This window comes from Rhodococcus sp. NPDC056506, assembly GCF_042794945.1.
Classification (GTDB): Bacteria; Actinomycetota; Actinomycetes; order Mycobacteriales; family Mycobacteriaceae; genus Rhodococcus_F.
In genome coordinates, this window is the sequence record NZ_JBHTSW010000011.1 from 1 (window position 1) to 19,789 (window position 19,789).

A 19,789-nucleotide genomic window follows, 5' to 3' on the forward strand; every position below is an offset into this window, starting at 1 on the left:
GTTTCTCGCCGGCGCGCATTTTCTGTTCCGGTGCTTACTTGCTGGGGTCGCAAACCTTCCACGTGCCGTCCTGGCGTTCGAGGTCGAACGTGCGCCACGACTGCTCGCCGGTGCTCGGCAAACTTGCCTGAACCTGAGCGATCGCGGTGTCGTCGGTGATGCGAACAGCGTCGACGGCTCCGACCCGCGGGATCGTCTTCTGTGCGACGGCATTGTCGTGGACCTGAGCGAACGCCGCGTCGGGAATGGTCCGGTAGTACTCGCCCAGCGCTCCACACGTCGACGTTCGCAGAGTCGCCAGATCGCCGGTTTGCAGAGCGTCGACGTACGTCGAGATGGCGGTCTGAACCTGGGCTTCAGGTGAGCTTTCGCCGCTACCGCTGTTGGACGAGACGAAGACTGCGATGCCGATTGCCGCGAGGACGGCGACGCCGGCCGCAGCCGCCGCGATGTACCAGCCCTTGCCGCTGCGCTTGGTCTTTTCCGGCGCGGCAGGCTCGATGCGAGTCGGCATCGGCTGGGCCGGAGGCGGGGTTGGCGCGACGCCCACCCGTTGAGGCGCGGCGCGCTGCTGCGGTTGAGGCGCGGCGCGCTGCTGCGGTTGAGGCGCGGCGCGCTGCGGCGGTGGTGTGGGGGCCTGCTGCCCTGTCGGGGGCGCCACCTTGGGAATGGCGACGGTTGCCGGCTCCGGCTTGGGCTGGGGTGTCGGTGCCCGTGCCGGTGCCGGTGTTGCCGTGGGTGCCTGAGTTGCCTCGGGGATCGCGACGGTTGGTGCGCTGGTGGCTTTGGCGTCGCCGTCCGCCTTCGAGCCCGTGCCTGCCTTCTGAATCGCCACAGTCGCAGGTTCGACCGGGGCCGACTTCTCCGGCGCACCGTTCGGGGCTGCGCTCTTTTTCGAGTTGTCGTCTTTCGAGTCCGGCACGGGTAACCCTTCGGTCTTATGCGGCAATGACCATGTCAGGGTAACGACCGGTATGTACCCGGCATAACTCCGACCGTCGGCGAGGCGGTCCTGTGGCGGGAAGGCGTAGCGGGCACAATGAGCGCATGACCCAATTCGGTGACCTGCTCGGACCCAAGCCCACTCTGCTTCCCGGCGACGACGACGCGGAATCGGCACTGCTCAACCACGCTGACCCGGCCCAGGTCGCGGCCGACCATCCCACTGCCTCTATTGCGTGGGCCTACCTCGCCGAGGCTGCCCTGGACAAGGGCGAAACCATCACTGCCTACGCCTACGCGCGTACCGGCTACCACCGTGGACTCGACCAACTGCGTCGTAACGGTTGGAAGGGTTTCGGTCCCGTGCCCTACAGCCATGAACCGAACCGTGGCTTCCTGCGTTGCGTCGCAGTCTTGGCGAAGGCTGCGAAGACGATCGGTGAAGCCGACGAGTACGCGCGTTGCCTCGATCTGCTCGAAGACTGCGATCCCAACGCCGCCGAAGCGCTTGGCCTCGGTTAGCAGTTTCCGCCCGAGCCGGGCCGGCATCAAGGACCGGGCTCGCAAATCGGTGCGTCGGCTTCAGACGTCGGCGCTACCGATCATTCAATGTGCCTTGGCGGCCGGATTAGCGTGGTGGGTTGCCACCACGGTGATCGGGCACCATGCGCCGTTCTTCGCGCCGATTGCTGCCGTGGTCTCGCTCGGTCTGTCGCTGGGTGCACGACTACGACGCTCGTTCGAGTTGGTTGCGGGCGTCACGGTCGGCATCGGAATCGGCGATCTGATCATCTCCGGTATCGGGAGCGGACCGTGGCAGATCAGTTTGGTCGTCGTGCTGGCGATGTCCGTCGCGGTGCTTCTCAACAGCGGGCCGATTTTCTCCATGCAGGCGGGAAACTCGGCTGTGCTGGTGGCGACGCTCATCCCGCCGGGTGGCAGCGGCGGTCCGGATCGCATGATCGATGCCCTGGTCGGTGGTCTGGTGGGCATCGCGGTGGTCGCGATCATCCCCACCCACCCGGTACGACGCGCACGCAAGGATGCAGCATCGATCCTCGGAACAGCTTCCGAGGTACTGCAATTGGTGGCAGACGGCCTCGTCGCGAATGACCCGGACCCGATCGTGAAGGCACTGCAGAAGGCGCGCGCAACTCAAGGCGCCATCGACGGGTTGCGCAGTAATCTTCTCGGCGGGCGCGAGATCAGCCGAATCTCCCCGCTGTACTGGAACAGTCGACCTCGCCTCGAAAGGCTCATGGCAACAGCCGATCCCATCGACAACGCGTTGCGCAACATTCGAGTGCTCGCGCGTCGTTCGTTGACGTTGGTCAGAGATGACGAGATTCTCGATCCCCGTTTGGTGGCTCAGGTCGAGCGCTTGTCGAAAGCCGTTGAAGTGCTGAAAGACATGATCCTGGCGGAGCCGGGGGAGCAGCCCGATCAAGCCGAGGCAGCGCGTGTCCTGCGCTCGGTGGCCAAGGAACTGAAACCTGCGATTGTCGAGAACGCGGGCCTGTCCTCGACTGTGGTGTTCGCCCAGATTCGATCGTTGGTGGTCGACCTCCTGCAGGTCGCGGGCATGAAGCGCATCTCGTCGATCGCCACACTGCCGCCGACTGTGCCGCACCCGGCGTACGAGCCGGATCACTGACCTCTGCCCTTTCCCGCTCACTGAGCAACTCATTGTATGTATGCGAATGTATGCATATGCTCTGAGAAGGACTTGGGAGGGAACAGGACAAATGGGAGCAGGGCACGGCCATTCGCATGGCCACTCGGCAGCAGATTCGGTCGGCGTAGGACCGTCACCGCAGCGCATCAGAAAAATGGCGATCGCACTTGCGATCCTCGTCGCGTTCCTCGTGCTCGAAGCCACGGTCGGCATCCTGATCAACTCGTTGGCTCTGCTTGCCGACGCCGGTCACATGCTTACCGACGTGGTGGGTATGGCCATGGGACTGACCGCGTTGCTACTTGCGAAGAAGGGCAGCACCACCGCGGCCAGGACCTTCGGTTGGCATCGCGCCGAAGTGTTGACCGCCATGGCCAACGCGGTGATGCTGCTGGCCGTCGCGGCCTGGGTCTTCTACGAGGCAATCGGTCGGATCGGAAACGAACCCGAGATCCCGGGCGGTGCCCTGATCATCACCGCGGCTGCCGGTTTGGCCGCGAACATCGTCGTGATGCTGATGCTGCGCGGTGACTCCAAGGACAGCCTGGCGGTGCGCGGCGCCTACCTCGAAGTGCTTGCCGACGCCGTCGGTAGCGTCGGTGTTCTGATCGCCGGTGGCCTTGTCCTGCTGTTCAACTGGACGTGGGCGGACGTCGTCGTCGGTGTACTCATCTCGCTCTGGGTGGTGCCGCGCGCGATCAAACTGGCCGCAGCATCGCTGCGCATTCTGACGCAGGCTTCGCCGGCCGACGTCGACGTCGAAGCGGTCGAGGCCGACTTGGCCGCCCTGCCGAGCGTGATGGGTGTTCACGACCTACATGTCTGGACTCTCACCACCGGCATGGATGTCGCCACGGTCCACCTGACCAGTGACGCGAATTCGTCGAACGTTCTGGAATCCGCACGTACCGTCCTCGAGAGTCACGGTCTTTCCCACGCCACCGTCCAGGTGGAATCGTGTGCCAACGGCGAGCACTGCGAGAAGAACGTCACTTGGTGAAGCGGGTGATCTCCTTGCCCGGCTTCCAGAGGTCTACGTACATGTGCTCGTCGTCGACAGTCGTATGCACCACCTCGTTGATGTCGAGAACGAAGAGGTGCAGGGGCTTCGGAACCTCGTAGGTGTAGCTTGCCAGCACGGCTTCGAACTCGTCGCCAGTCACCTCGCGTGCGATTCCGGCGATTTTCGCATCGCCGCCTTCCATCGTGTGCTCGCCGGGATTGCTGTGGAGGGCGTAGCGCCCGTCGCGGATGAGGTCCTTCGCCTTGAGCGCGCCGAACATCGAACCGAGCACCAGACGCCCGTCGAGGATCTCGACTTCGGTGCCGCTGACCCTCGGTGAACCGTCCTTGCGCAGCGTTGCGAGGACGTGATGCTTGTGGGCCTTGAATCGCGCTTGGACCGCGTCGGCGAGGGCGGGAACTTCTTCGGAGAACTGCTTCCAGGTGACCATGACGGTCATTGTGCACCCCTATTCCTGACAACTTCTGTCAGTGATTCTCGGTAATGTTCGCGTCATGAGATCCGCGCGGTTGCTCCAACTCATGTTGCGTTTGCAGGGCAGTCGTGGCGTCGTTGCCGATCAGTTGGCCGACGAGTTCGGTGTATCGGTGCGGACGATCTACCGCGACGTGGCCTCGTTGTCGGCTGCCGGAGTGCCGATCTGGACCGAGAGCGGACCGGGCGGTGGCGTCCGTCTGCTCGACGGTTGGCAGTCCAAACTCTCCGGTATGACGGACGACGAGACGTCCGCGCTCATGCTGTTGGGTGTGCCGTCCATCGCTGCGGATCTCGGGCGATCCGACGCCGTCGGTTCGGCGGGGGCCAAACTGCTCCGCACCCTGCCCGGACCGCTGCGCGAGAGCGCGCGCCTGTGGCAGGACCGAATCCTGGTCGACGTCCCAGGCTGGTTCGGCGGCGTCGACGACATCTCCGCGCTTCCGATCGTCACATCTGCCGTGCTCGACTCGCGTCGGCTGCGGTTCATCTATCGCGATCGGGAGCGGACGGTCGAACCGCTGGGGTTGGTCATCAAAGCCGGCGTTTGGTACCTCGTGGCGGGTTTGAACGGACGTACCCTCTCGTTCCGGGTAGGCCGCATCAAAAACGCCGTGGTAGAAGATGATTCGTTCGCCCGGCCGTTGGATTTCGACCTGGCGTCGTGGTGGGCGGCGTCGATGGCCGAGTTCGACCGGTCGCTGCTCCGTTTCTACTGCCGAGTGCGGGTGTCGCCTGAGGGAAGGCGCCGGCTCCCCGATGTGGTGGGCGAGCTTGCCGCTGCTGTCGAAGTGGGACCAGAGGACAACGACGGATGGGTGAGTGCCGAGCTGAAACTCGAGAGCGAGGATGTCGCGCTCTCACAGTTGATCGGGCTGGGCGTAGACGTCGAGGTGCTCGAACCCTCGTCCTTACGTGAAGGGATGCGCACCGTGGCGGAGCGGATGCTGCTCCGCCACGGTTAGGTGATCAGGCCGTCGCAGAACGCTTTGCAAGCAGACGGGTAATACCTAGTTGAGCTGCAACGATGATCGCACCAACCACCAGGCCAAGCGCTGCCGACGCAAGTGTGTTGACGATCCACGCCAATACACCGCCGACTCCGGCGATGTCACTGACTGCTTCTTCGCCATGATGAACGGCATCGTAGAGCGGGTGGAAGCCCAGTTCGTCGATGCCGACCAACAGGATGTGGCCACCGACCCACAGCATCGCGGCGGTACCCACCACCGAGAGCACTGACATCACGTGAGGCATGCCGCGAACCAGGCCTCGGCCGACCTTGTGGGTGAAGCCCGATGACGTCTCGGCGATTTTCAAGCCGATGTCGTCCATCTTCACGATCAGTCCGACGACGCCGTAGACGACCACGGTGATGACCACGGCGACGACGGCGAGAATTACCAACCGGCTCCAGAAACCTTCGCCCGCGATGGTGTTGAGTGCAATCACCATGATCTCGGCGGACAGGATCAGGTCGGTGCGCACGGCGCCCGAAACCACAGCCTCTTCGTCGCGCGGATGCTCGCCGGCCGTTTCGTGGTGGTCACCGTGGCCGAAGATTGCACCCCAGATCTTGTGCACTGCTTCGTAGCTGAGGTAACAGCCGCCGACCATCAACAGGGGAGTCAGCAGCCAGGGAAGGAACTGACTCAGCAACAGAGCGATCGGCAGAATGATCAGCAGCTTGTTGCGCAGCGATCCGATGGCGATGCGCTTGATGATCGGTAATTCGCGTTCGGCCGCGAGCCCGCGGACATACTGCGGTGTGACGGCTGCGTCGTCGATGACTACGCCCGCAGCTTTGGCGGTCGCCTTACCGGTTGCGGCGGCGACGTCGTCGATCGAGGCGGCTGCCATACGAGCCAGGGCTGCCACGTCGTCGAGCAGGGCGAAGAGTCCGCCGGCCATCACAGACCTCCAGTGGAATCAGTGGAAAAAGGTGGCCGGACCGAACCGGTGACGCAATTACTTGATCGCACGAGGTCTCTATCCATGATCGTCGTAGGTGAGGTCAGGTCACCTGGAACGATACCGGGGGCATCCGTCAGGGACGACCTCGCTCGGTCGATTGCCCTTCGTCACGAAAGGTCTTCCCGACCCGGTGCTCGCATGTAAGACTGCACAGAAGATCGATCGAAACGGGGCACTATGCGTGAACCAGACACTGCACAGGTCGCCAAGACTTTCGACGCAATGGCGGCGCACTACGACCGACAGATCGGGCGCTTCGAACGCTTTGTGCTCGGTGACGCCCGGAAATGGGCTGTGGACCAGGCCCATGGGCGCGTGGTCGAGATCGCCGTGGGAACCGGGCTGAACCTGCCTCTCTACGGGGATGACGTCGATTACGTCATCGGCGTGGATATCTCGAGTGCGATGCTCGACCAGGCCAGGATGAAAGTCTCCGAGGGGGTGAAGACCGAAGTCGACCTACGTCTCGGCGACGTGCAAGCACTCGATGTTCCCGACGAGTGCGTGGACACGTTGGTGTCCACGTACGCCTTTTGCACGATCCCCGATCCGGACCGAGTTGCGAGCGAAGCATTTCGGGTCCTGGTGCCTGGAGGTCGGTTCGTTCTCGCGGAGCACGGGCCGAGCAAGAACATTGTTGCGCGCACATTGATGAAGGCCGTGGAACCGCTTTTCGTACGGTTCGGTGCTGATCACCTCACCCGCGAACCGGTCGGATACCTCGAAAACGCAGGCTTCCTGATCGACGAGGTGCAGCGCAGCGGACGGGGCGGAATCGTGTTTCGGGTGGTGGCGCGGAAGCCGGATCCCGAATGGACGGCGCTCGGTCACTGACGTCCGAGCACCGTCCATGGAGTTTGCTCAGCCCAGGCGCTCCAGGATGGTCGCGTTGGCCAACCCACCTGCCTCACACATGGTCTGGAGCGCGTAGCGCGCGCCGCGCTGTTCCATCGCATTGACCAGGGTGGTCATGATCCGCGTTCCACTGCCGCCCAGCGGGTGACCGAGTGCGATGGCGCCGCCGTGGACGTTCACCTTGGACAGGTCGACGCCGGTGTCCGCTGCCCACGAGAGGACCACTGGGGCAAAGGCCTCGTTGACCTCGAACAGGTCGATGTCCGAAACCGTCAACCCCGCACGGGCCAGGACCTTCTGCGTAGCCGGGATCACCGCGGTGAGCATGTATAGCGGATCGTCGCCGGCGACGGCGAAGCTGTGCAACCGTGCCTTCGGGGTGAGGCCGAGTTTCGCGGCGATCTCACTGGTCGTGATCATCACCGCCGAACTGCCGTCCGAAAGCGGGCTGCTGTTGCCCGCGGTGATGGACCAGTCGATCTGCGGGAATCGCTGTGCGTAGTAGTCGGATTCGAAGGCGGTCCGTAGGCCGCCAAGGGTCTCGACCGTGGTGCCGGGGCGGATCGCTTCGTCGACCGACAGCTGCGGGAGCGTAGCGAGTTCCTTGGTGAAGTACCCACTCTCGGTTGCCAGCGCGGCTTTCCGATGACTCGACGCCGAGAACTCGTCCAGTTGGGTACGGCTCAGTCCCCACTTGGCGGCGATCAATTCGGCGCTGATGCCCTGCGGAACCAGACCGTCCGGGTAACGCTCTTCGAAACCTACCCCGAGTGACTCGCGCCCGACGCTGCTCGAGCCCATCGGCACTCGGCTCATCGACTCGACTCCGGCAGCGACGACGATGTCGTATGCCCCGGCGATGACACCCTGAGCGGCAAAATGAACCGCTTGTTGGCTACTTCCACACTGTCGGTCGACCGTGGTCCCCGGAACCGACTCGGGGTAGCCGGCGGCAAGAAGTGCAGTGCGAGTGACATTCTGGCTTTGCTCGCCGACTTGACTGACCGCACCGCCGATGACGTCGTCGATCAGTGCGGCATCGATTCCGGTTCGCTCGACCACCGCTTTCAGGCTGTGGGCGAGCAGGTCGACGGCATTGATGCCGTGCAGTGCGCCGTTGGCCTTTCCCTTGCCGATCGGAGTGCGAACGGCTTCGACGATAACTGCGTCTCTCATGACAAATTCCTTTCAGGGATGGCGGATTCAGCGGGGACAACTGGGGAGGGTGCAGTAGCCGGGGTCATTCCCAGTGATGCCAGTGCAGAGGCAAGCGCGACAGCGAAGATCACCCACCAGGCCTGACGGAAAGTGTCAGGGGCGACGGAGGAGCCGAGAACCGCGATCAGAACGCTCACGCCGAGAACGGTTCCGATCTGTCGGCTCATGCTGATGATTGCGCTACCGGTGGCTGATCGAGCCGGCGCCAGATCTGCGGTGGCCTGGGACAGAATGGTCGGGAGGGCAAGGCCGACGCCGATTCCGGCGATGATCCAGCCCGGCAAGAGTCCGGTCGCGTAGTTGGGCGTTGAATCGACCGAGACGAGGACCAATACCGTTCCGACAGCCCACAGAATGCTGCCGAGTGCGGCGACGCGTCCGGCCGAGTACTTGCGCGAAAGCGAGCCGCCGGCGATTGCGAACAGTGGAACCAGAAGTGGACCCGGCGAGACGGCGAAGCCGGTTCGCAATGCCGAGTATCCCCAAACTTCCTGCAGCCAAAGGATGTTCGAGAGCAGACCGGCGGCAAATGCCGCACTGAACAAGATGGCGGTGACGTTGGACCAGGCAAATGAGCGGATCTTCAGAAGGTCGGGAGCAATCAACGGAGTGCGATGGCGAGAGTTGCTCCACCAGAACGAGAGTAGGGTGACGGTGGCGACGGCGAAGGCTATCAGAACGCGGCTGTCGGTCCATCCCCAGTCCGGACCCTGGACGAGAGCGAGTGCAAGAGAGCCAATTCCGACTGTGAGCAGGGCGGCGCCGACGAAGTCGATTCCGGCATCGCTGTCTTTGTGTGTCGTGTCGGGGACGAGCCGGACTGCCAAGTAAAGCAATACGATCCCCACCGGAACGTTGATCAGGAAGACCCAGCGCCACGACGCTTCGACGAGAATCCCGCCGACGACAGGCCCGAATGCCGCTGCTGCCGCACCGGCCGCCGCCCAGATGCGCACGCCGGATTGGCGTTTCGCAGCCGGGAGTGCGCTGATCAAGAGGCCGAGGCTGGCCGGGGTGAGCGCTGCGGCGCCGACTGCCTGAACGATGCGGAATGCCACCAGTGCCCACAATGACGGACTGAAAGCGCAGGCGGCGCTGGCGAGGGTGAACAGCGCGAGGCCGGCGATGAAGGCGCGCTTGTGCCCGATCCTGTCCGCCCAGCGTCCGAGGGGTATCAACAGTGCGGCGTAGATGATCGCGTAGCTGTTGAGGATCCAACTGAACTCGCCGAGCGAGTGACCCGGGTAGCTCTTGGCGATGTCGCCGAAGGCCACGTTGACCACGAAAAGATCGAGGCTGGCGACAAACGGCGCCCCCGACAGTATGGCGAGGAGGGGTCCGGTCCGCACCGGCTGGCTATGAAGTTCCATAGTCAGCAATCTAGACTCTGGCTATGGTTATGGCAAGCCAGGGGGTATGGTGAATTGCATGGACGCTGTACGACTGACCGGAGTGCTCGAAGATCGCGACGCCTGGCGGGCCACGCACTGTTCGATCGGGCGGGCCATGGAAGTGGTCGGCACTCGCTCGGCAATGCTGATTCTGCGAGAGGCCTATTACGGCACAACGCGATTCGACGACTTCGCGTCGCGAGTCGGCATCACCGAGGCGGTCGCGTCGGCGAGGCTGAAAGAACTCACTGAGGCGGGCCTCTTCGAGCGTGTGCCGTACAAGGAACCTGGAAAGCGGACGCGGCACGAGTACGTGCTCACTGAGAAGGGTCGTGACCTGCTGCCGGCAGTTCTGGCGCTGATGCAGTGGGGGGACAAGTACCTGCACGGCGGAAAAGGTGGACCGTTGGAGGTGGCGGACGACGCCACCGGCGAGCGCGTTCGCGTCGAGGTGCGCAGTGAGTCGGGACGTGAAGTGCCTTTGGGGGAGTTGCGGATATCTGTCAACAAATCGCGCGGGCGATAGCTTTTGGCGCGCTCGAATATTCATGTACTTCAACGGGTCTCGAGTGTTCTTTGCTTTTGAAGTTGTCCGTTATGTCTCTGGTTATCGAAAGTATGTTCGATTAGACTTTCGGTATGGACAGTCGGGATGCGTGGCAGCTGGATGGTGAGGGCCTCAAGAGTGAGGTTCTGGATCTGGTGCGTGTCCGGCACGAGTTGCAGTCGCGGGTGGTGTTGTTGATCGTGGAGATGTTTTCCCGGGAGACTGTGGTCGGGAAGGGTTTTCGGGCGATCGCGCAATGGCTGCACGGTTCGACGAATTTGGAGCTCGGTGAGTGCAGCCTGCTGGTCAGCTTGGCTCGGTTGCTTCTGCTCGAACCTGTAGTCGCGGATGCTTTTCACCGGGGCGATGTGGATGCGCTGAAAGCCCGTCAGGTCGCGTCGTTTTGTCAGCATCCGCCGAAGAACATGACCCCGGCGGATGTCGACAAGGCCCGCGGGATCCTGTTGGAGTTGGCGTCGAAGAACATTGCCGATTGTGATGCGGTGCGGGCGGCGATCCGGCGGATCGAGAAGCAGTACGGCAAACGTGAGGACGGTGTTACTGTCGGGGAGGATTCGGAGCGCAACGAGTTCTACGCCTCGAAAGGCCTGTATGGGCGCGTGTCGGTGAATGGCGATCTGGATGCCGTGAACGGTGCCCGTCTGATCACGTTGTTGTCGAGCCTGTCGGCGCCGACACCGGAGAAAGACGGCGTCAAGGACACTCGCACTCCGGCGCTGCGACGGGCGGACGGGTTCTGCGAACTGTTGCGCCGGTACGAGCGGGCGGGGTTGGGTCCGATCGAGGGTGGGGTGAAACCGCACATCACGGTGACTGCGTCGGCGAAGGACATGACCGACCTCAAAGCCTTGAAGGATCTACTGCCGTCGACCGAGGAACTGGGATTTGCGTGGACGGATTGGGTGGGGCCGATCAGTATCGACACTGCACGGATGTTGGCGTGCGATTGCACGGTCACTCGGATTCTGTTGGATGAGAATGGTGTTCCGCTCGACTGTGGTAAGGAAGTGCGAACGGCGACGGTTCCGCAGCGGCGGGCGTTGGCGGTGCGTGATGGTGGGTGCGCGTTCCCAGGGTGCGGGACACCATCGGGGTGGTGCGATGCTCACCATATCGTTCACTGGAATGATGGTGGCCCAACGGATCTCGACAACCTGATCTTGTTGTGCGGTCATCATCATCGGACACTGCACCACACGGAATGGCGGGTCGAGATCGGCCCCGATCGGAAGACGGTGTTCTACCCACCGATGTCCGTTGATCCGTATCAGCATCCGATCGGCGGGAACAGTCCACCGACAGCAGCCTGAACCGCGACAAATCAAGACGCGAGCACCGGGGCACAATCATGCCGCGGTGCTCGAGCCTGCGTTCTGGAGCCTTGGTGGCTGGGCCTCAGCTCAGTGACTTCTTGAACCCGACATGGGAGGCGACAAATCCGAGTCGCTCGTAGAAGTCGTGAGCTTCCTTGCGAGTTTGATCCGAGGTGAGCTGCGCCAAGAAGGCGCCGCGCCGGGCACCTTCTTCGCAGGCCCATCGGATCATCGAACTGCCGATGCCCTTGCTGCGGAAGTCCTCCTGCACGCGAACGGCTTCGATCTGCAGGCGAGTCGCGCCCATCCGGCTCATACCCGGAATGAAGGTCAATTGCATTGTGCCGATTACAGCGTCGCCGACCAGAACGGTGACGAGGAGTTGCGCCGGATCCTCGTCGATTCGTTTGAAGGCGTCCTCGTAGATCATCCGGGCCTCGGGGTTGGTCGTCTCCCGGGTGCTCCCGATCGGGTCGTCGGCGAGCAAGTCGATCAGTGCTTCCACGTGTCGAATCTCGGCCCGCGTGAGGGTGTATTCCACTCCGCCGGACTGAAATGACGTCGCAATCATCGATGCTCCCCTGAAGAAGAATGAATGTCTGAAATGTCAGACTCTCACGAGTCTCCTCCAGCGCACTCGATCACGTCCAGAAACGCATGAGGGCGTTACCGAGCATGGCGTAGTAGTCGGACACCCCGCTCAATTCGAAGATCCAGTAGATCGCGTCGAAGAAGACGACATTGATCTGCGGGACAAACAGGAGCGCAACCAACAGGAGCAGCCCGTACGGCTTGAACTGTTCGAGTTGGTGCCGTGTGTTGGGTGCGAGGTACGGCTCCAGCGCGTTGTAACCGTCCAGACCGGGGACGGGGAGCAGGTTCAAGACTGTTGCCATGACCTGTAGGAAGGCAAGAAAACTGAGGCCGGCCCAGAACGTCAGATGTTCGGCCCCTGAGCCGTACGTACGTATGACCACGAGGAGGATCACCGCGGCGACGGCATTCGTGAACGGACCGGCGAGCGATATTCGCGCCTGCACCTTGGGTGGGAACATCCCCGTGCGCAGGTACACGGCGCCGCCGGGAAGCCCGATGCCGCCCAACGCGATGAACAGCACCGGCAGTCCGATCGAGAGCATCGGATGGCTGTACTTAAGCGGGTTGAGCGTCAGGTAGCCACGAGCCTCGACGTCGGTGTCTCCGTGACGCCACGCCAGATACGCATGGGCGAACTCGTGCAAGCACAGCGTGACCACCCAGCCGGCAACCACGAGGACAAAAACACCCGCGCGGCCCGCGATGGAACCCCACGTCGAGTTCCAAGCGACGACTCCGGCGATGACGGTGACGGCAACTACGCCGAGGAAGACGGGGCTGGGTCGAACCGCCGACCGTGCTGCTCCGGTTCTCACCTGACCAACAACCAAGTCTTGTCGTGCCGGTAGAAGGTCGAACGCTTGAGATCGCGCGGGTTGGGCACACCGTCGCGAACCAGGCGAGCTGCGGGCGAGCCCAGCTGTATCGCTCGGCCTTCCAGCCAGCGTCGTCCGCTCCATCGACTCTTACGATCGACAGATGCCTTGATGCCGGGAAGTTTGGGGCTCGGCACGATTCGGATACCGGGGACCGTGCCGGAGAACAGTTTGTTGTCGTCGACGTAGGCCTCGCCGATCAGTTCGGCGGCATCGGCTGGGCCCGTGACGGTTGCTGCGCCGACCAGCGCTATTCCGGCGTCGTCACGAATGAGCGGCACGGTGTGGACTGTGCCTTTCAACGCCGTGCGCGCAGCCCGTGCACCAGTCGCGAGTTTGTACGCGTCGGTCGCATCGGACCTGTTCTCGGTGACGTAGGCGAGTTCGACGTGGAGTCGCTCCAATCGCATCAACCGCGTCAATGCCGCGGCAAACGCGCCGTCGTTGCCCACGACGATCAAGCGCGGCTCCGTCACGACCTGCAGTTGGGACAGTGCCTCGTCGAAGTCTTGCTTCTCCGGAAGCTCGGGGACAGTGAACGACGTGAGTTCACCCAGGGGGAGTGGAACCGGCGAATCGCCACATTTGAGCACCACAGGGGTCAAAGCCACTCCTAGCTCGATCAGACTTCTTCTCGGGTAGTGGGACCTCGCCACCCTTCCCCGAAATGGCCGTCCGAATCACTGCCGACGATCTTAGTGCGAGTGTCTGTGTCGACTCGCAATCGTGATGGTCACCGGCCAAATTCTGGACCGTCAGGTCTGGTCTGGTGCTCTGGGCTAGACTGCTCCTTCGGTCACTGCAACAGTTCGGCGCTGCATCATGTGCGCGGAAGCCAGGCAGTACCAATGCGGCGGGACAACTGCTGCACGTCGACCGTAGGAGACAACGTCATGCCGGCAATCGTCCTGATCGGCGCCCAGTGGGGCGACGAAGGTAAGGGCAAAGCTACAGATCTACTGGGCGAGCAGCTTCAGTGGGTCGTGCGATACCAGGGCGGTAACAACGCCGGACACACCGTGGTTCTGCCGAACGGTGACAAGTTCGCACTGCACCTCATCCCGTCCGGAATCCTCACCCCCGCCGTCAACAACGTCATCGGTAACGGTGTCGTCGTCGACCCGGGTGTGTTGTTGACCGAATTGGCAGGCCTGGAAGAGCGCGGCGTGGACACGTCCCGCCTGCTGCTTTCTGCTGATGCGCACCTGATCATGCCGTACCACGTGGCCATCGACAAGGTCACCGAACGCTTCCTGGGAGCGAAGAAGATCGGCACGACCGGCCGCGGTATCGGCCCGTGCTACCAGGACAAGATCGCCCGTGTCGGTGTCCGCGCCGCGGACGTCCTGGACGAGAAGATCCTGACCCAGAAGGTCGAGGCAGCACTCGAATTCAAGAACCAGGTGCTGGTCAAGATCTACAACCGCAAGGCACTCGACCCGCAGCAGGTCGTCGAAGAGGTACTGACGCAGGCCGAGGGCTTCAAGCACCGCATCTCGGACACGCGCCTGGAACTCAACCTCGCCCTCGAGCGCGGTGAGACCGTTCTGCTCGAAGGTTCGCAGGGCACTCTGCTGGACGTCGACCACGGCACGTACCCGTACGTGACCTCGTCCAACCCCACTTCGGGTGGCGCGGCAGTCGGTTCGGGAATCGGTCCCACCAAGATCACCACGGTCCTCGGAATTCTGAAGGCGTACACGACGCGTGTCGGTTCCGGTCCGTTCCCGACGGAGCTGTTCGACGATCACGGCGCATACCTGGCCAAGCAGGGCGGCGAGGTCGGCGTCACCACCGGACGCGCTCGTCGCACGGGATGGTTCGACGCTGTCATCGCGCGTTACGCGACGCGCGTCAACGGCATCACCGACTACTTCCTCACCAAGCTGGACGTGCTGAGCAGCCTCGACACCGTGCCGATTTGTGTCGCATACGAGGTGGACGGTGTCCGTCACGACGAAATGCCGATGTCGCAGAGCGACATTCACCACGCCAAGCCCATCTACGAAGAGATGCCTGGCTGGTGGGAAGACATCTCGGAGGCTCGCACCTTCGAGGAACTGCCGCAGAATGCGCAGAACTACGTGCTTCGGCTCGAAGAGCTTTCGGGTGCGTTCATTTCCTGCATCGGTGTCGGCCCCGGCCGCGACGAGACGATCGTCCGGCGCGAGATCGTCCGCTAGTTCGCTTCGTCGAAATCCCCGTTCCTGCAAGCAGGAGCGGGGATTTCGTGTTTCACGCCAACTTCGACAGGTGTGCGGTGACGGTCTTCCAGTCGGGAAACTCGGTGCTGCCGAACTTGATCCACTCACCCTCGAATCGGTCTGCGCCGTTTGCTCCGCGGTCGTCGACGAGGAAGTCGCCTCGGTTGAGGTGCTTGTGGTGCGAGAGGATCAGTCGTTTGTATGCGACGCTGCCCTCCTCCATTCCGAGGTGCTCTTGGACCCACAGAACCTTGTCGTGCCAGGCTGTGGCGTTCTTCCACGGCGCCGTCGAGAGGATGTAGGTGTCGAACTGCTGCGCCAATTGGTGGTAGGCGTCGATGGCACCGTCGAGTGGGTCCATCCGAGAGAAGATATGCGGCGCCTCGTCGAGGTCGTTCTTGTACTTCTCTCGGACGCTGTCGGTCAGGCGATCGATGCCCGACTGGAAGTCGACCAGGGTGTTGTCGAGATCGATGTAGAGAATCTTCTTGGAAGCCGGCATGGAAACCCTCTCTGGAGACACTCTGGGTACGCAAAGAGTCCAGTTTTATGGAACTGGACTGAGATCAGTGAATTCTTCCCCTTGATCACAATCGCATAGAGGTCTGACAGGGATGTTCTCGCAGTCTGCAGTCGCGTCGTGGAAGATACCGCCGAGGGGTGCTGCCAGGCGAAACTGCTCGACGCGAATGTAGGTACCTTCACCTTCAGCGGGCGCGAAGAAGTAGACGAGTGCCACGAAGAGTCCGATGCCGATGAGGGTTGCGAAGGTAGTCATGGACATATGATCAACTCGACTGGTATTGAAATACATAGCCAAGTTGTCGATACTGGACTGCATGATGACCCGAGTTCTTGGTGCCCGTTCGCTCGCGCGTGATCTCGGATCCTGGCAGGAGGAGTCCGGACGCAGGCCGGCGTACCGTGCGCTTGCCGACGGTATCCGCCTGCTCGTGCACGACGGTCGCGTTCCGCTCGGCGTCGCGCTGCCCAGTGAGCGCGAACTTGCGACGGTGCTCGAACTTAGCCGAACCACGATCACGTCGTCCTACTCGGTGTTGCGCGACGAGGGGTACCTGATCAGCCGGCAGGGTTCGCGGAGCACGGTGGCCTTACCGGCCGGTGCTCAGCCCAACGGGCTGATGTTCCGCTCCCATCAACCGGGGCCCAGTGGACCCGTCGTCGACCTCAGCTATGCCGCAATGGCAGCTCCCGCGGCTCAAGTCGAACTTGCGTATGCGTCTGCGCTGCGGGAACTTCCGAATTTCCTACCCACGCACGGGATGGAACCGGTCGGAATCGGCGACTTGCGTGACGTGATCGCGCAGCGTTACACAGCGCGAGGTCTGCCCACCACCGCCGAACAGATCATGGTGACCTCGGGCGCGCAGCACGCGCTTCGGTTGTTGCTCTCGGTGCTCACCTCGCCCGGCGAGCGAGTGCTGGTCGATCATCCGACGTATCCCAATGCGCTGGAAGCAATTCGGCGAAACGGTGCTCGACCGGTCCCGGTGCCGGTGCGGCCGGAATTCGCGGCAGCCGGAGCCTGGGATCTCGACGGGATTCGAAGTGCAGCAAGGCAAACCGCTGCCAGAATGGCGTACCTGATTCCCGATTTCCACAACCCGACCGGACTCTGCATGGATTCTGCCGGGCGCGCCGAACTTGCGAAGATCGCGCACGAAACGCGGATGACTCTGGTCGTCGACGAGACGATGGTGGACCTGTGGCTCGACGCACCACCGCCGGCGCCGGTCGCCTCGCACGGGCGAGGCTCCGCGAAAACCGAAGTGGTGACGCTCGGTTCGACGGCGAAGTCGCTGTGGGGTGGACTGCGTGTCGGCTGGATTCGCGCCGACGCCGCCCTCATCACACAGTTGGTCGGAGCGCGTGCCGCGATCGATCTCGGTACTCCCGTCATGGATCAGCTTGCGGCCGCCTACCTGCTCGCCGACGATCGCTCGCTCCTCGAACAGCGTCGCGAAGTTCTGCGTGAACAGCGCGCAGTACTCCTCGGTGCAGTGGCGGAGCGTCTGCCGGACTGGCTCCCCACCATCGGCTCCGGCGGAATGTCGGTCTGGATGCGTATGTCTGCGCCCGTCTCGACGGCGTTGGCGGCGGTGGCACCTAACTTCGGAGTGCTCCTCGCTGCCGGCCCCCGCTTCGGCGTCGAAGGCGCGTTCGAACGATTCATCCGCGTGCCGTACGCGCGTTCCCCTGAGGACCTCGTTCGCGGCGTTGCATCCATCGCCGCTGCATACGACACTCTCGCGACGGATCGCGACACGGCCGACCAACGAATGGTCGTCGTCTGAGAACTGGGTACACACACTGAAAGAGGTGTGAAACCAGGAGGTCAGGCATGACGGTCGTAGACGGTACAGGCGCAGCGGGAACCAGTGCGGCGGAGGCGCTGGCAGAACGATTGTTCGCGGCTACACTCGGCGCGTCGGAGCTGCAGGCTGTGTATCTGGGCGACCGGCTGGGCTGGTACCGCGCGCTGAGTGATTACGGCCCGCTCACGTCGACGGAGCTGGCGGACCGGACGGGGACCGTCGAAAGGTATGCGCGGGAGTGGCTCGAGCAGCAGGCCGTGGCCGGATATGTGGACGTCAATTCGGATGCCAATCGTCGGTACAGCCTGTCGCCGGCCCACGCCGAAGTGTTGGTCGATGATGAAAACCTGCTGTTCCTGACACCGTTGGCGAGGCTGTTCGTCGCGACGACGGGGTCGATGCCACGTCTACTGGATGCCTATCGCCACGGCGGCGGAGTGACGTGGGAATCGATGGGACCCGACGCTCGCGAGGGTCAGGCACTGCTGAACCGGCCGATGTATCTGCAGCAGCTCTGTCAGCAATTCCTGCCGGTAGTCACCGACTTGCATGCCGTTCTTTCGGACGGCGGGCAGGTTGCTGATCTCGGAATGGGGGAGGGCTGGTCGTCGATCGCGCTCGCCCTCGGCTACCCGAAGATCGAGGTGCACGGCTTCGACGTCGACGCGGCCTCGGTGAACGCCGCCCGTCGTAACGCCCACGATCGTGGGGTCGACGACCGCGTGCATTTCTCTTTGGTCGACGTTGCCGGCCAAGCTCCCGAGACGGGCCGAGCCGATGCCGGGACCTACGATGCCGTCTTCGCTTTCGAGTGCCTGCACGACGTACCGGATCCGGTGGGATTTCTGTCCACGGCTCGGGCGATCGCCCAGCCGGGCGCTCCGGTGATCGTGATGGACGAACGAACGGCGGATGCGTTCGATCCCGAGGCGGGCCCGATCGAGCAATTGCTGTACGGCTTTTCGCTGACCTGTTGCTTGCCGGACAGTCTTTCGCATCCGGGGAGCATTGGCACCGGGACGGTCATGAGGCACTCGACACTCGAAAGCTATGCCAAGGCAGCAGGTTTCGAGCGGGTGGACGTGCTGCCGATCGAGCACGAGATGTTCAGGTTCTACCGGTTGGGCTGACGCCCCGTGCGCGGTTAGGGAGCCTGGGGACTCCTTAACCGCGCACGGGGCCGAAGGCCCTAGGTCCAGACCGTGTCGATATCCGTCGCCTCACGCGCCGGGGCGGCGGGCGTCGTGGTGGGCGTGCGCGAGAAGCGCGGTGCCGGTGCGTGCTGGGTGACGCCGTCGAGTTCGATGAGCGAACCACGAGCCGCGATGTGTTCGTTGGACGGTGCCTCGGCGAATGTCAGGACCGGCGAGACGCAGGCGTCCGTGCCGAGGAAGATCTTGGCCCACTCGTCGCGAGTCTTGGACAGGAACTTTTCGGTGAAGAGCTTCTTCATGTCGTCCCACTTGGACGTGTCCATCTGGTGGGGGAGCGTCGAGGGATCGAGTTCGAGGCCATCGAGCAGCAGTGCGTAGAACTGCGGTTCGATGGATCCGACGGCCATGTACTTACCGTCGGATGTCTCGTAGGTGTCGTAGAACGGGGCGCCGGTGTCGAGGAGGTTGACGCCGCGCTCGTCGGACCAGACGCCGCGACCTCGGAATGCCCACATCATGTGCGAGAGCGCCAGGGTGCCGTCGACCATCGCCGCGTCGACGACCTGGCCCTTACCGGACGTCGAGCGCTCGACGAGAGCCGACAGAATGCCGAAGATCAGGAACATGGAACCGCCGCCGAAATCGCCGACCATGTTGAGCGGCGGAACGGGGCGCTCACCCTTGCGTCCGATGGCGTTGAGGACACCGGTCAGTGAGATGTAGTTGATGTCGTGACCGGCGGCGTTGGCGAGCGGGCCTTCCTGGCCCCAGCCCGTCATGCGGCCGTAGACGAGACGCGGATTGCGCTCCGACACCACATCGGGTCCGAGTCCCATACGTTCCATGACGCCGGGGCGGAAGCCTTCGATCAACACGTCGGCGCGGCCCAGGAGATCGAGCACCTTGGCGACGTCTGCCGGGTCCTTCAGGTTGGCCTCGACGATGCGGCGGCCGCGCTTGATCTGGTCGGTTGCGTTCGAGTCCTGCGGGATCTGCCCTGCGCGCTGCACGATGACGATGTCGGCGCCCATGTCCGCCAACAGCGTCGCGGCGTGCGGGCCCGGTCCCAGTCCAGCGAATTCAACGATCCGAATGCCCGCGAGCGGGCCCTTCTTCTCCACAGCTTCTGCAGACACACGCACTCCCAATTCAGACGGTGACAACACTTCTGACCCGACGGTAACCTGTC

The 19,789-nt window shown here is 63.1% G+C and carries 21 protein-coding genes; 10 read left to right on the forward strand and 11 right to left on the reverse strand.

From position 1 onward, the window contains the following. Positions 1 to 34: 34 nt before the first annotated feature. On the reverse strand, positions 35 to 922 hold the full coding sequence (locus tag ACFQ6H_RS12090) for a nuclear transport factor 2 family protein (protein WP_378646277.1): 888 nt from the start codon (positions 920 to 922) through the stop codon (positions 35 to 37). A 125-nt stretch (positions 923 to 1,047) separates the two neighbouring features. Between ACFQ6H_RS12090 and ACFQ6H_RS12095 the strand changes: the two genes are divergently transcribed. The 3 genes from ACFQ6H_RS12095 to ACFQ6H_RS12105 all read left to right on the forward strand — a co-directional run bounded on the left by ACFQ6H_RS12095 (position 1,048) and on the right by ACFQ6H_RS12105 (position 3,617). Next, positions 1,048 to 1,464, forward strand: a complete 417-nt coding sequence (locus ACFQ6H_RS12095) for a DUF3151 domain-containing protein (protein WP_042452165.1) — start codon at positions 1,048 to 1,050, stop codon at positions 1,462 to 1,464. Beyond that, the gene (locus ACFQ6H_RS12100) at positions 1,451 to 2,596 is read left to right on the forward strand and encodes an aromatic acid exporter family protein (protein ID WP_378536122.1); all 1,146 of its coding nucleotides are present in this window, start codon (positions 1,451 to 1,453) and stop codon (positions 2,594 to 2,596) included. Before ACFQ6H_RS12095 ends, ACFQ6H_RS12100 begins: the two co-directional genes overlap by 14 nt. Before the next feature lie 91 nt (positions 2,597 to 2,687). After that, positions 2,688 to 3,617: a cation diffusion facilitator family transporter gene (locus tag ACFQ6H_RS12105; RefSeq protein ID WP_003944295.1), complete on the forward strand. Its 930-nt coding sequence runs from the start codon at positions 2,688 to 2,690 to the stop codon at positions 3,615 to 3,617. On the opposite strand, the gene ACFQ6H_RS12110 is transcribed toward ACFQ6H_RS12105, so the two are convergent. Further along, a complete protein-coding gene (locus ACFQ6H_RS12110; protein ID WP_378549208.1) occupies positions 3,607 to 4,071 on the reverse strand; it encodes a pyridoxamine 5'-phosphate oxidase family protein in 465 nt (154 codons plus the stop codon). The genes ACFQ6H_RS12105 and ACFQ6H_RS12110 overlap by 11 nt on opposite strands. Positions 4,072 to 4,135: 64 nt before the next feature. On the opposite strand from ACFQ6H_RS12110, the gene ACFQ6H_RS12115 reads away from it, so the two are divergent. Then, positions 4,136 to 5,080 carry a helix-turn-helix transcriptional regulator gene (locus tag ACFQ6H_RS12115; protein WP_378646279.1) on the forward strand — a complete coding sequence of 315 codons (945 nt, stop codon included), beginning with the start codon at positions 4,136 to 4,138 and terminating at the stop codon, positions 5,078 to 5,080. A 4-nt stretch (positions 5,081 to 5,084) separates the two neighbouring features. Here the strand turns inward: ACFQ6H_RS12115 and ACFQ6H_RS12120 are convergent, their stop codons facing one another. After that, positions 5,085 to 6,026 carry a DUF808 domain-containing protein gene (locus ACFQ6H_RS12120; protein ID WP_378536126.1) on the reverse strand — a complete coding sequence of 314 codons (942 nt, stop codon included), beginning with the start codon at positions 6,024 to 6,026 and terminating at the stop codon, positions 5,085 to 5,087. 240 nt (positions 6,027 to 6,266) lie between these two features. On the opposite strand from ACFQ6H_RS12120, the gene ACFQ6H_RS12125 reads away from it, so the two are divergent. Then, complete coding sequence (locus tag ACFQ6H_RS12125; protein WP_378536128.1) at positions 6,267 to 6,923, forward strand: class I SAM-dependent methyltransferase; 657 nt, start codon at positions 6,267 to 6,269, stop codon at positions 6,921 to 6,923. Between the two features lie 27 nt (positions 6,924 to 6,950). On the opposite strand, the gene ACFQ6H_RS12130 is transcribed toward ACFQ6H_RS12125, so the two are convergent. Next, the gene (locus ACFQ6H_RS12130) at positions 6,951 to 8,120 is read right to left on the reverse strand and encodes a thiolase family protein (RefSeq protein ID WP_378646281.1); all 1,170 of its coding nucleotides are present in this window, start codon (positions 8,118 to 8,120) and stop codon (positions 6,951 to 6,953) included. After that, the gene (locus ACFQ6H_RS12135) at positions 8,117 to 9,532 is read right to left on the reverse strand and encodes an MFS transporter (protein ID WP_378548869.1); all 1,416 of its coding nucleotides are present in this window, start codon (positions 9,530 to 9,532) and stop codon (positions 8,117 to 8,119) included. Before ACFQ6H_RS12135 ends, ACFQ6H_RS12130 begins: the two co-directional genes overlap by 4 nt. 58 nt (positions 9,533 to 9,590) lie before the next feature. Here ACFQ6H_RS12135 and ACFQ6H_RS12140 point away from each other — a divergent pair, with 58 nt between their 5' ends. Continuing rightward, complete coding sequence (locus ACFQ6H_RS12140) at positions 9,591 to 10,079, forward strand: winged helix-turn-helix transcriptional regulator (protein WP_378646283.1); 489 nt, start codon at positions 9,591 to 9,593, stop codon at positions 10,077 to 10,079. Positions 10,080 to 10,192: 113 nt separating this feature from the next. Then, positions 10,193 to 11,431: a DUF222 domain-containing protein gene (locus ACFQ6H_RS12145; RefSeq protein ID WP_378646285.1), complete on the forward strand. Its 1,239-nt coding sequence runs from the start codon at positions 10,193 to 10,195 to the stop codon at positions 11,429 to 11,431. A gap of 85 nt (positions 11,432 to 11,516) precedes the next feature. Here ACFQ6H_RS12145 and ACFQ6H_RS12150 read toward each other — a convergent pair whose 3' ends face one another. The 3 genes from ACFQ6H_RS12150 to ACFQ6H_RS12160 form a co-directional block, all read right to left on the reverse strand. Then, positions 11,517 to 12,005 (reverse strand): GNAT family N-acetyltransferase, encoded by a 489-nt coding sequence (locus ACFQ6H_RS12150; RefSeq protein ID WP_378646287.1) that lies wholly within the window; start codon positions 12,003 to 12,005, stop codon positions 11,517 to 11,519. 70 nt (positions 12,006 to 12,075) lie between these two features. Next, entirely contained in the window at positions 12,076 to 12,846 is a 771-nt protein-coding gene (locus tag ACFQ6H_RS12155; protein ID WP_378446987.1) for a site-2 protease family protein, read from the reverse strand. After that, positions 12,843 to 13,517: a hypothetical protein gene (locus ACFQ6H_RS12160; protein ID WP_230816302.1), complete on the reverse strand. Its 675-nt coding sequence runs from the start codon at positions 13,515 to 13,517 to the stop codon at positions 12,843 to 12,845. The genes ACFQ6H_RS12155 and ACFQ6H_RS12160 overlap by 4 nt, the downstream gene beginning before the upstream one ends. Positions 13,518 to 13,799: 282 nt before the next feature. Here ACFQ6H_RS12160 and ACFQ6H_RS12165 point away from each other — a divergent pair, with 282 nt between their 5' ends. Continuing rightward, positions 13,800 to 15,089 (forward strand): adenylosuccinate synthase, encoded by a 1,290-nt coding sequence (locus ACFQ6H_RS12165; protein ID WP_003944351.1) that lies wholly within the window; start codon positions 13,800 to 13,802, stop codon positions 15,087 to 15,089. Positions 15,090 to 15,141: 52 nt separating this feature from the next. Here the strand turns inward: ACFQ6H_RS12165 and ACFQ6H_RS12170 are convergent, their stop codons facing one another. Together ACFQ6H_RS12170 and ACFQ6H_RS12175 are read right to left on the reverse strand one after the other, a co-directional pair. After that, positions 15,142 to 15,612 carry a hypothetical protein gene (locus ACFQ6H_RS12170; RefSeq protein WP_378646289.1) on the reverse strand — a complete coding sequence of 157 codons (471 nt, stop codon included), beginning with the start codon at positions 15,610 to 15,612 and terminating at the stop codon, positions 15,142 to 15,144. A gap of 45 nt (positions 15,613 to 15,657) precedes the next feature. Then, positions 15,658 to 15,888 carry a hypothetical protein gene (locus ACFQ6H_RS12175; RefSeq protein WP_378537205.1) on the reverse strand — a complete coding sequence of 77 codons (231 nt, stop codon included), beginning with the start codon at positions 15,886 to 15,888 and terminating at the stop codon, positions 15,658 to 15,660. A gap of 61 nt (positions 15,889 to 15,949) precedes the next feature. Between ACFQ6H_RS12175 and ACFQ6H_RS12180 the strand changes: the two genes are divergently transcribed. Beyond that, positions 15,950 to 17,425 carry a PLP-dependent aminotransferase family protein gene (locus ACFQ6H_RS12180; RefSeq protein ID WP_378548884.1) on the forward strand — a complete coding sequence of 492 codons (1,476 nt, stop codon included), beginning with the start codon at positions 15,950 to 15,952 and terminating at the stop codon, positions 17,423 to 17,425. A gap of 47 nt (positions 17,426 to 17,472) precedes the next feature. Continuing rightward, the gene (locus ACFQ6H_RS12185) at positions 17,473 to 18,576 is read left to right on the forward strand and encodes a class I SAM-dependent methyltransferase (protein ID WP_378548887.1); all 1,104 of its coding nucleotides are present in this window, start codon (positions 17,473 to 17,475) and stop codon (positions 18,574 to 18,576) included. Positions 18,577 to 18,635: 59 nt separating this feature from the next. Here ACFQ6H_RS12185 and ACFQ6H_RS12190 read toward each other — a convergent pair whose 3' ends face one another. Beyond that, a complete protein-coding gene (locus tag ACFQ6H_RS12190) occupies positions 18,636 to 19,736 on the reverse strand; it encodes a CaiB/BaiF CoA transferase family protein (RefSeq protein ID WP_378646291.1) in 1,101 nt (366 codons plus the stop codon). Positions 19,737 to 19,789: the final 53 nt, after the last annotated feature.

What these genes read in the sequence shown, in the direction of transcription:
- ACFQ6H_RS12130 (WP_378646281.1), bottom strand. Translation starts at nt 8,120, where the DNA reads ATGAGAGACGCAGTTATCGTCGAAGCCGTTCGCACTCCGATCGGCAAG.
- ACFQ6H_RS12140 (WP_378646283.1), top strand. Translation starts at nt 9,591, where the DNA reads ATGGACGCTGTACGACTGACCGGAGTGCTCGAAGATCGCGACGCCTGG.
- ACFQ6H_RS12175 (WP_378537205.1), bottom strand. Translation starts at nt 15,888, where the DNA reads ATGACTACCTTCGCAACCCTCATCGGCATCGGACTCTTCGTGGCACTC.
- ACFQ6H_RS12115 (WP_378646279.1), top strand. Translation starts at nt 4,136, where the DNA reads ATGAGATCCGCGCGGTTGCTCCAACTCATGTTGCGTTTGCAGGGCAGT.
- ACFQ6H_RS12170 (WP_378646289.1), bottom strand. Translation starts at nt 15,612, where the DNA reads ATGCCGGCTTCCAAGAAGATTCTCTACATCGATCTCGACAACACCCTG.
- ACFQ6H_RS12105 (WP_003944295.1), top strand. Translation starts at nt 2,688, where the DNA reads ATGGGAGCAGGGCACGGCCATTCGCATGGCCACTCGGCAGCAGATTCG.
- ACFQ6H_RS12120 (WP_378536126.1), bottom strand. Translation starts at nt 6,026, where the DNA reads ATGGCCGGCGGACTCTTCGCCCTGCTCGACGACGTGGCAGCCCTGGCT.
- ACFQ6H_RS12185 (WP_378548887.1), top strand. Translation starts at nt 17,473, where the DNA reads ATGACGGTCGTAGACGGTACAGGCGCAGCGGGAACCAGTGCGGCGGAG.
- ACFQ6H_RS12165 (WP_003944351.1), top strand. Translation starts at nt 13,800, where the DNA reads ATGCCGGCAATCGTCCTGATCGGCGCCCAGTGGGGCGACGAAGGTAAG.
- ACFQ6H_RS12110 (WP_378549208.1), bottom strand. Translation starts at nt 4,071, where the DNA reads ATGGTCACCTGGAAGCAGTTCTCCGAAGAAGTTCCCGCCCTCGCCGAC.
- ACFQ6H_RS12150 (WP_378646287.1), bottom strand. Translation starts at nt 12,005, where the DNA reads ATGATTGCGACGTCATTTCAGTCCGGCGGAGTGGAATACACCCTCACG.
- ACFQ6H_RS12125 (WP_378536128.1), top strand. Translation starts at nt 6,267, where the DNA reads ATGCGTGAACCAGACACTGCACAGGTCGCCAAGACTTTCGACGCAATG.
- ACFQ6H_RS12145 (WP_378646285.1), top strand. Translation starts at nt 10,193, where the DNA reads ATGGACAGTCGGGATGCGTGGCAGCTGGATGGTGAGGGCCTCAAGAGT.
- ACFQ6H_RS12095 (WP_042452165.1), top strand. Translation starts at nt 1,048, where the DNA reads ATGACCCAATTCGGTGACCTGCTCGGACCCAAGCCCACTCTGCTTCCC.
- ACFQ6H_RS12135 (WP_378548869.1), bottom strand. Translation starts at nt 9,532, where the DNA reads ATGGAACTTCATAGCCAGCCGGTGCGGACCGGACCCCTCCTCGCCATA.
- ACFQ6H_RS12180 (WP_378548884.1), top strand. Translation starts at nt 15,950, where the DNA reads ATGATGACCCGAGTTCTTGGTGCCCGTTCGCTCGCGCGTGATCTCGGA.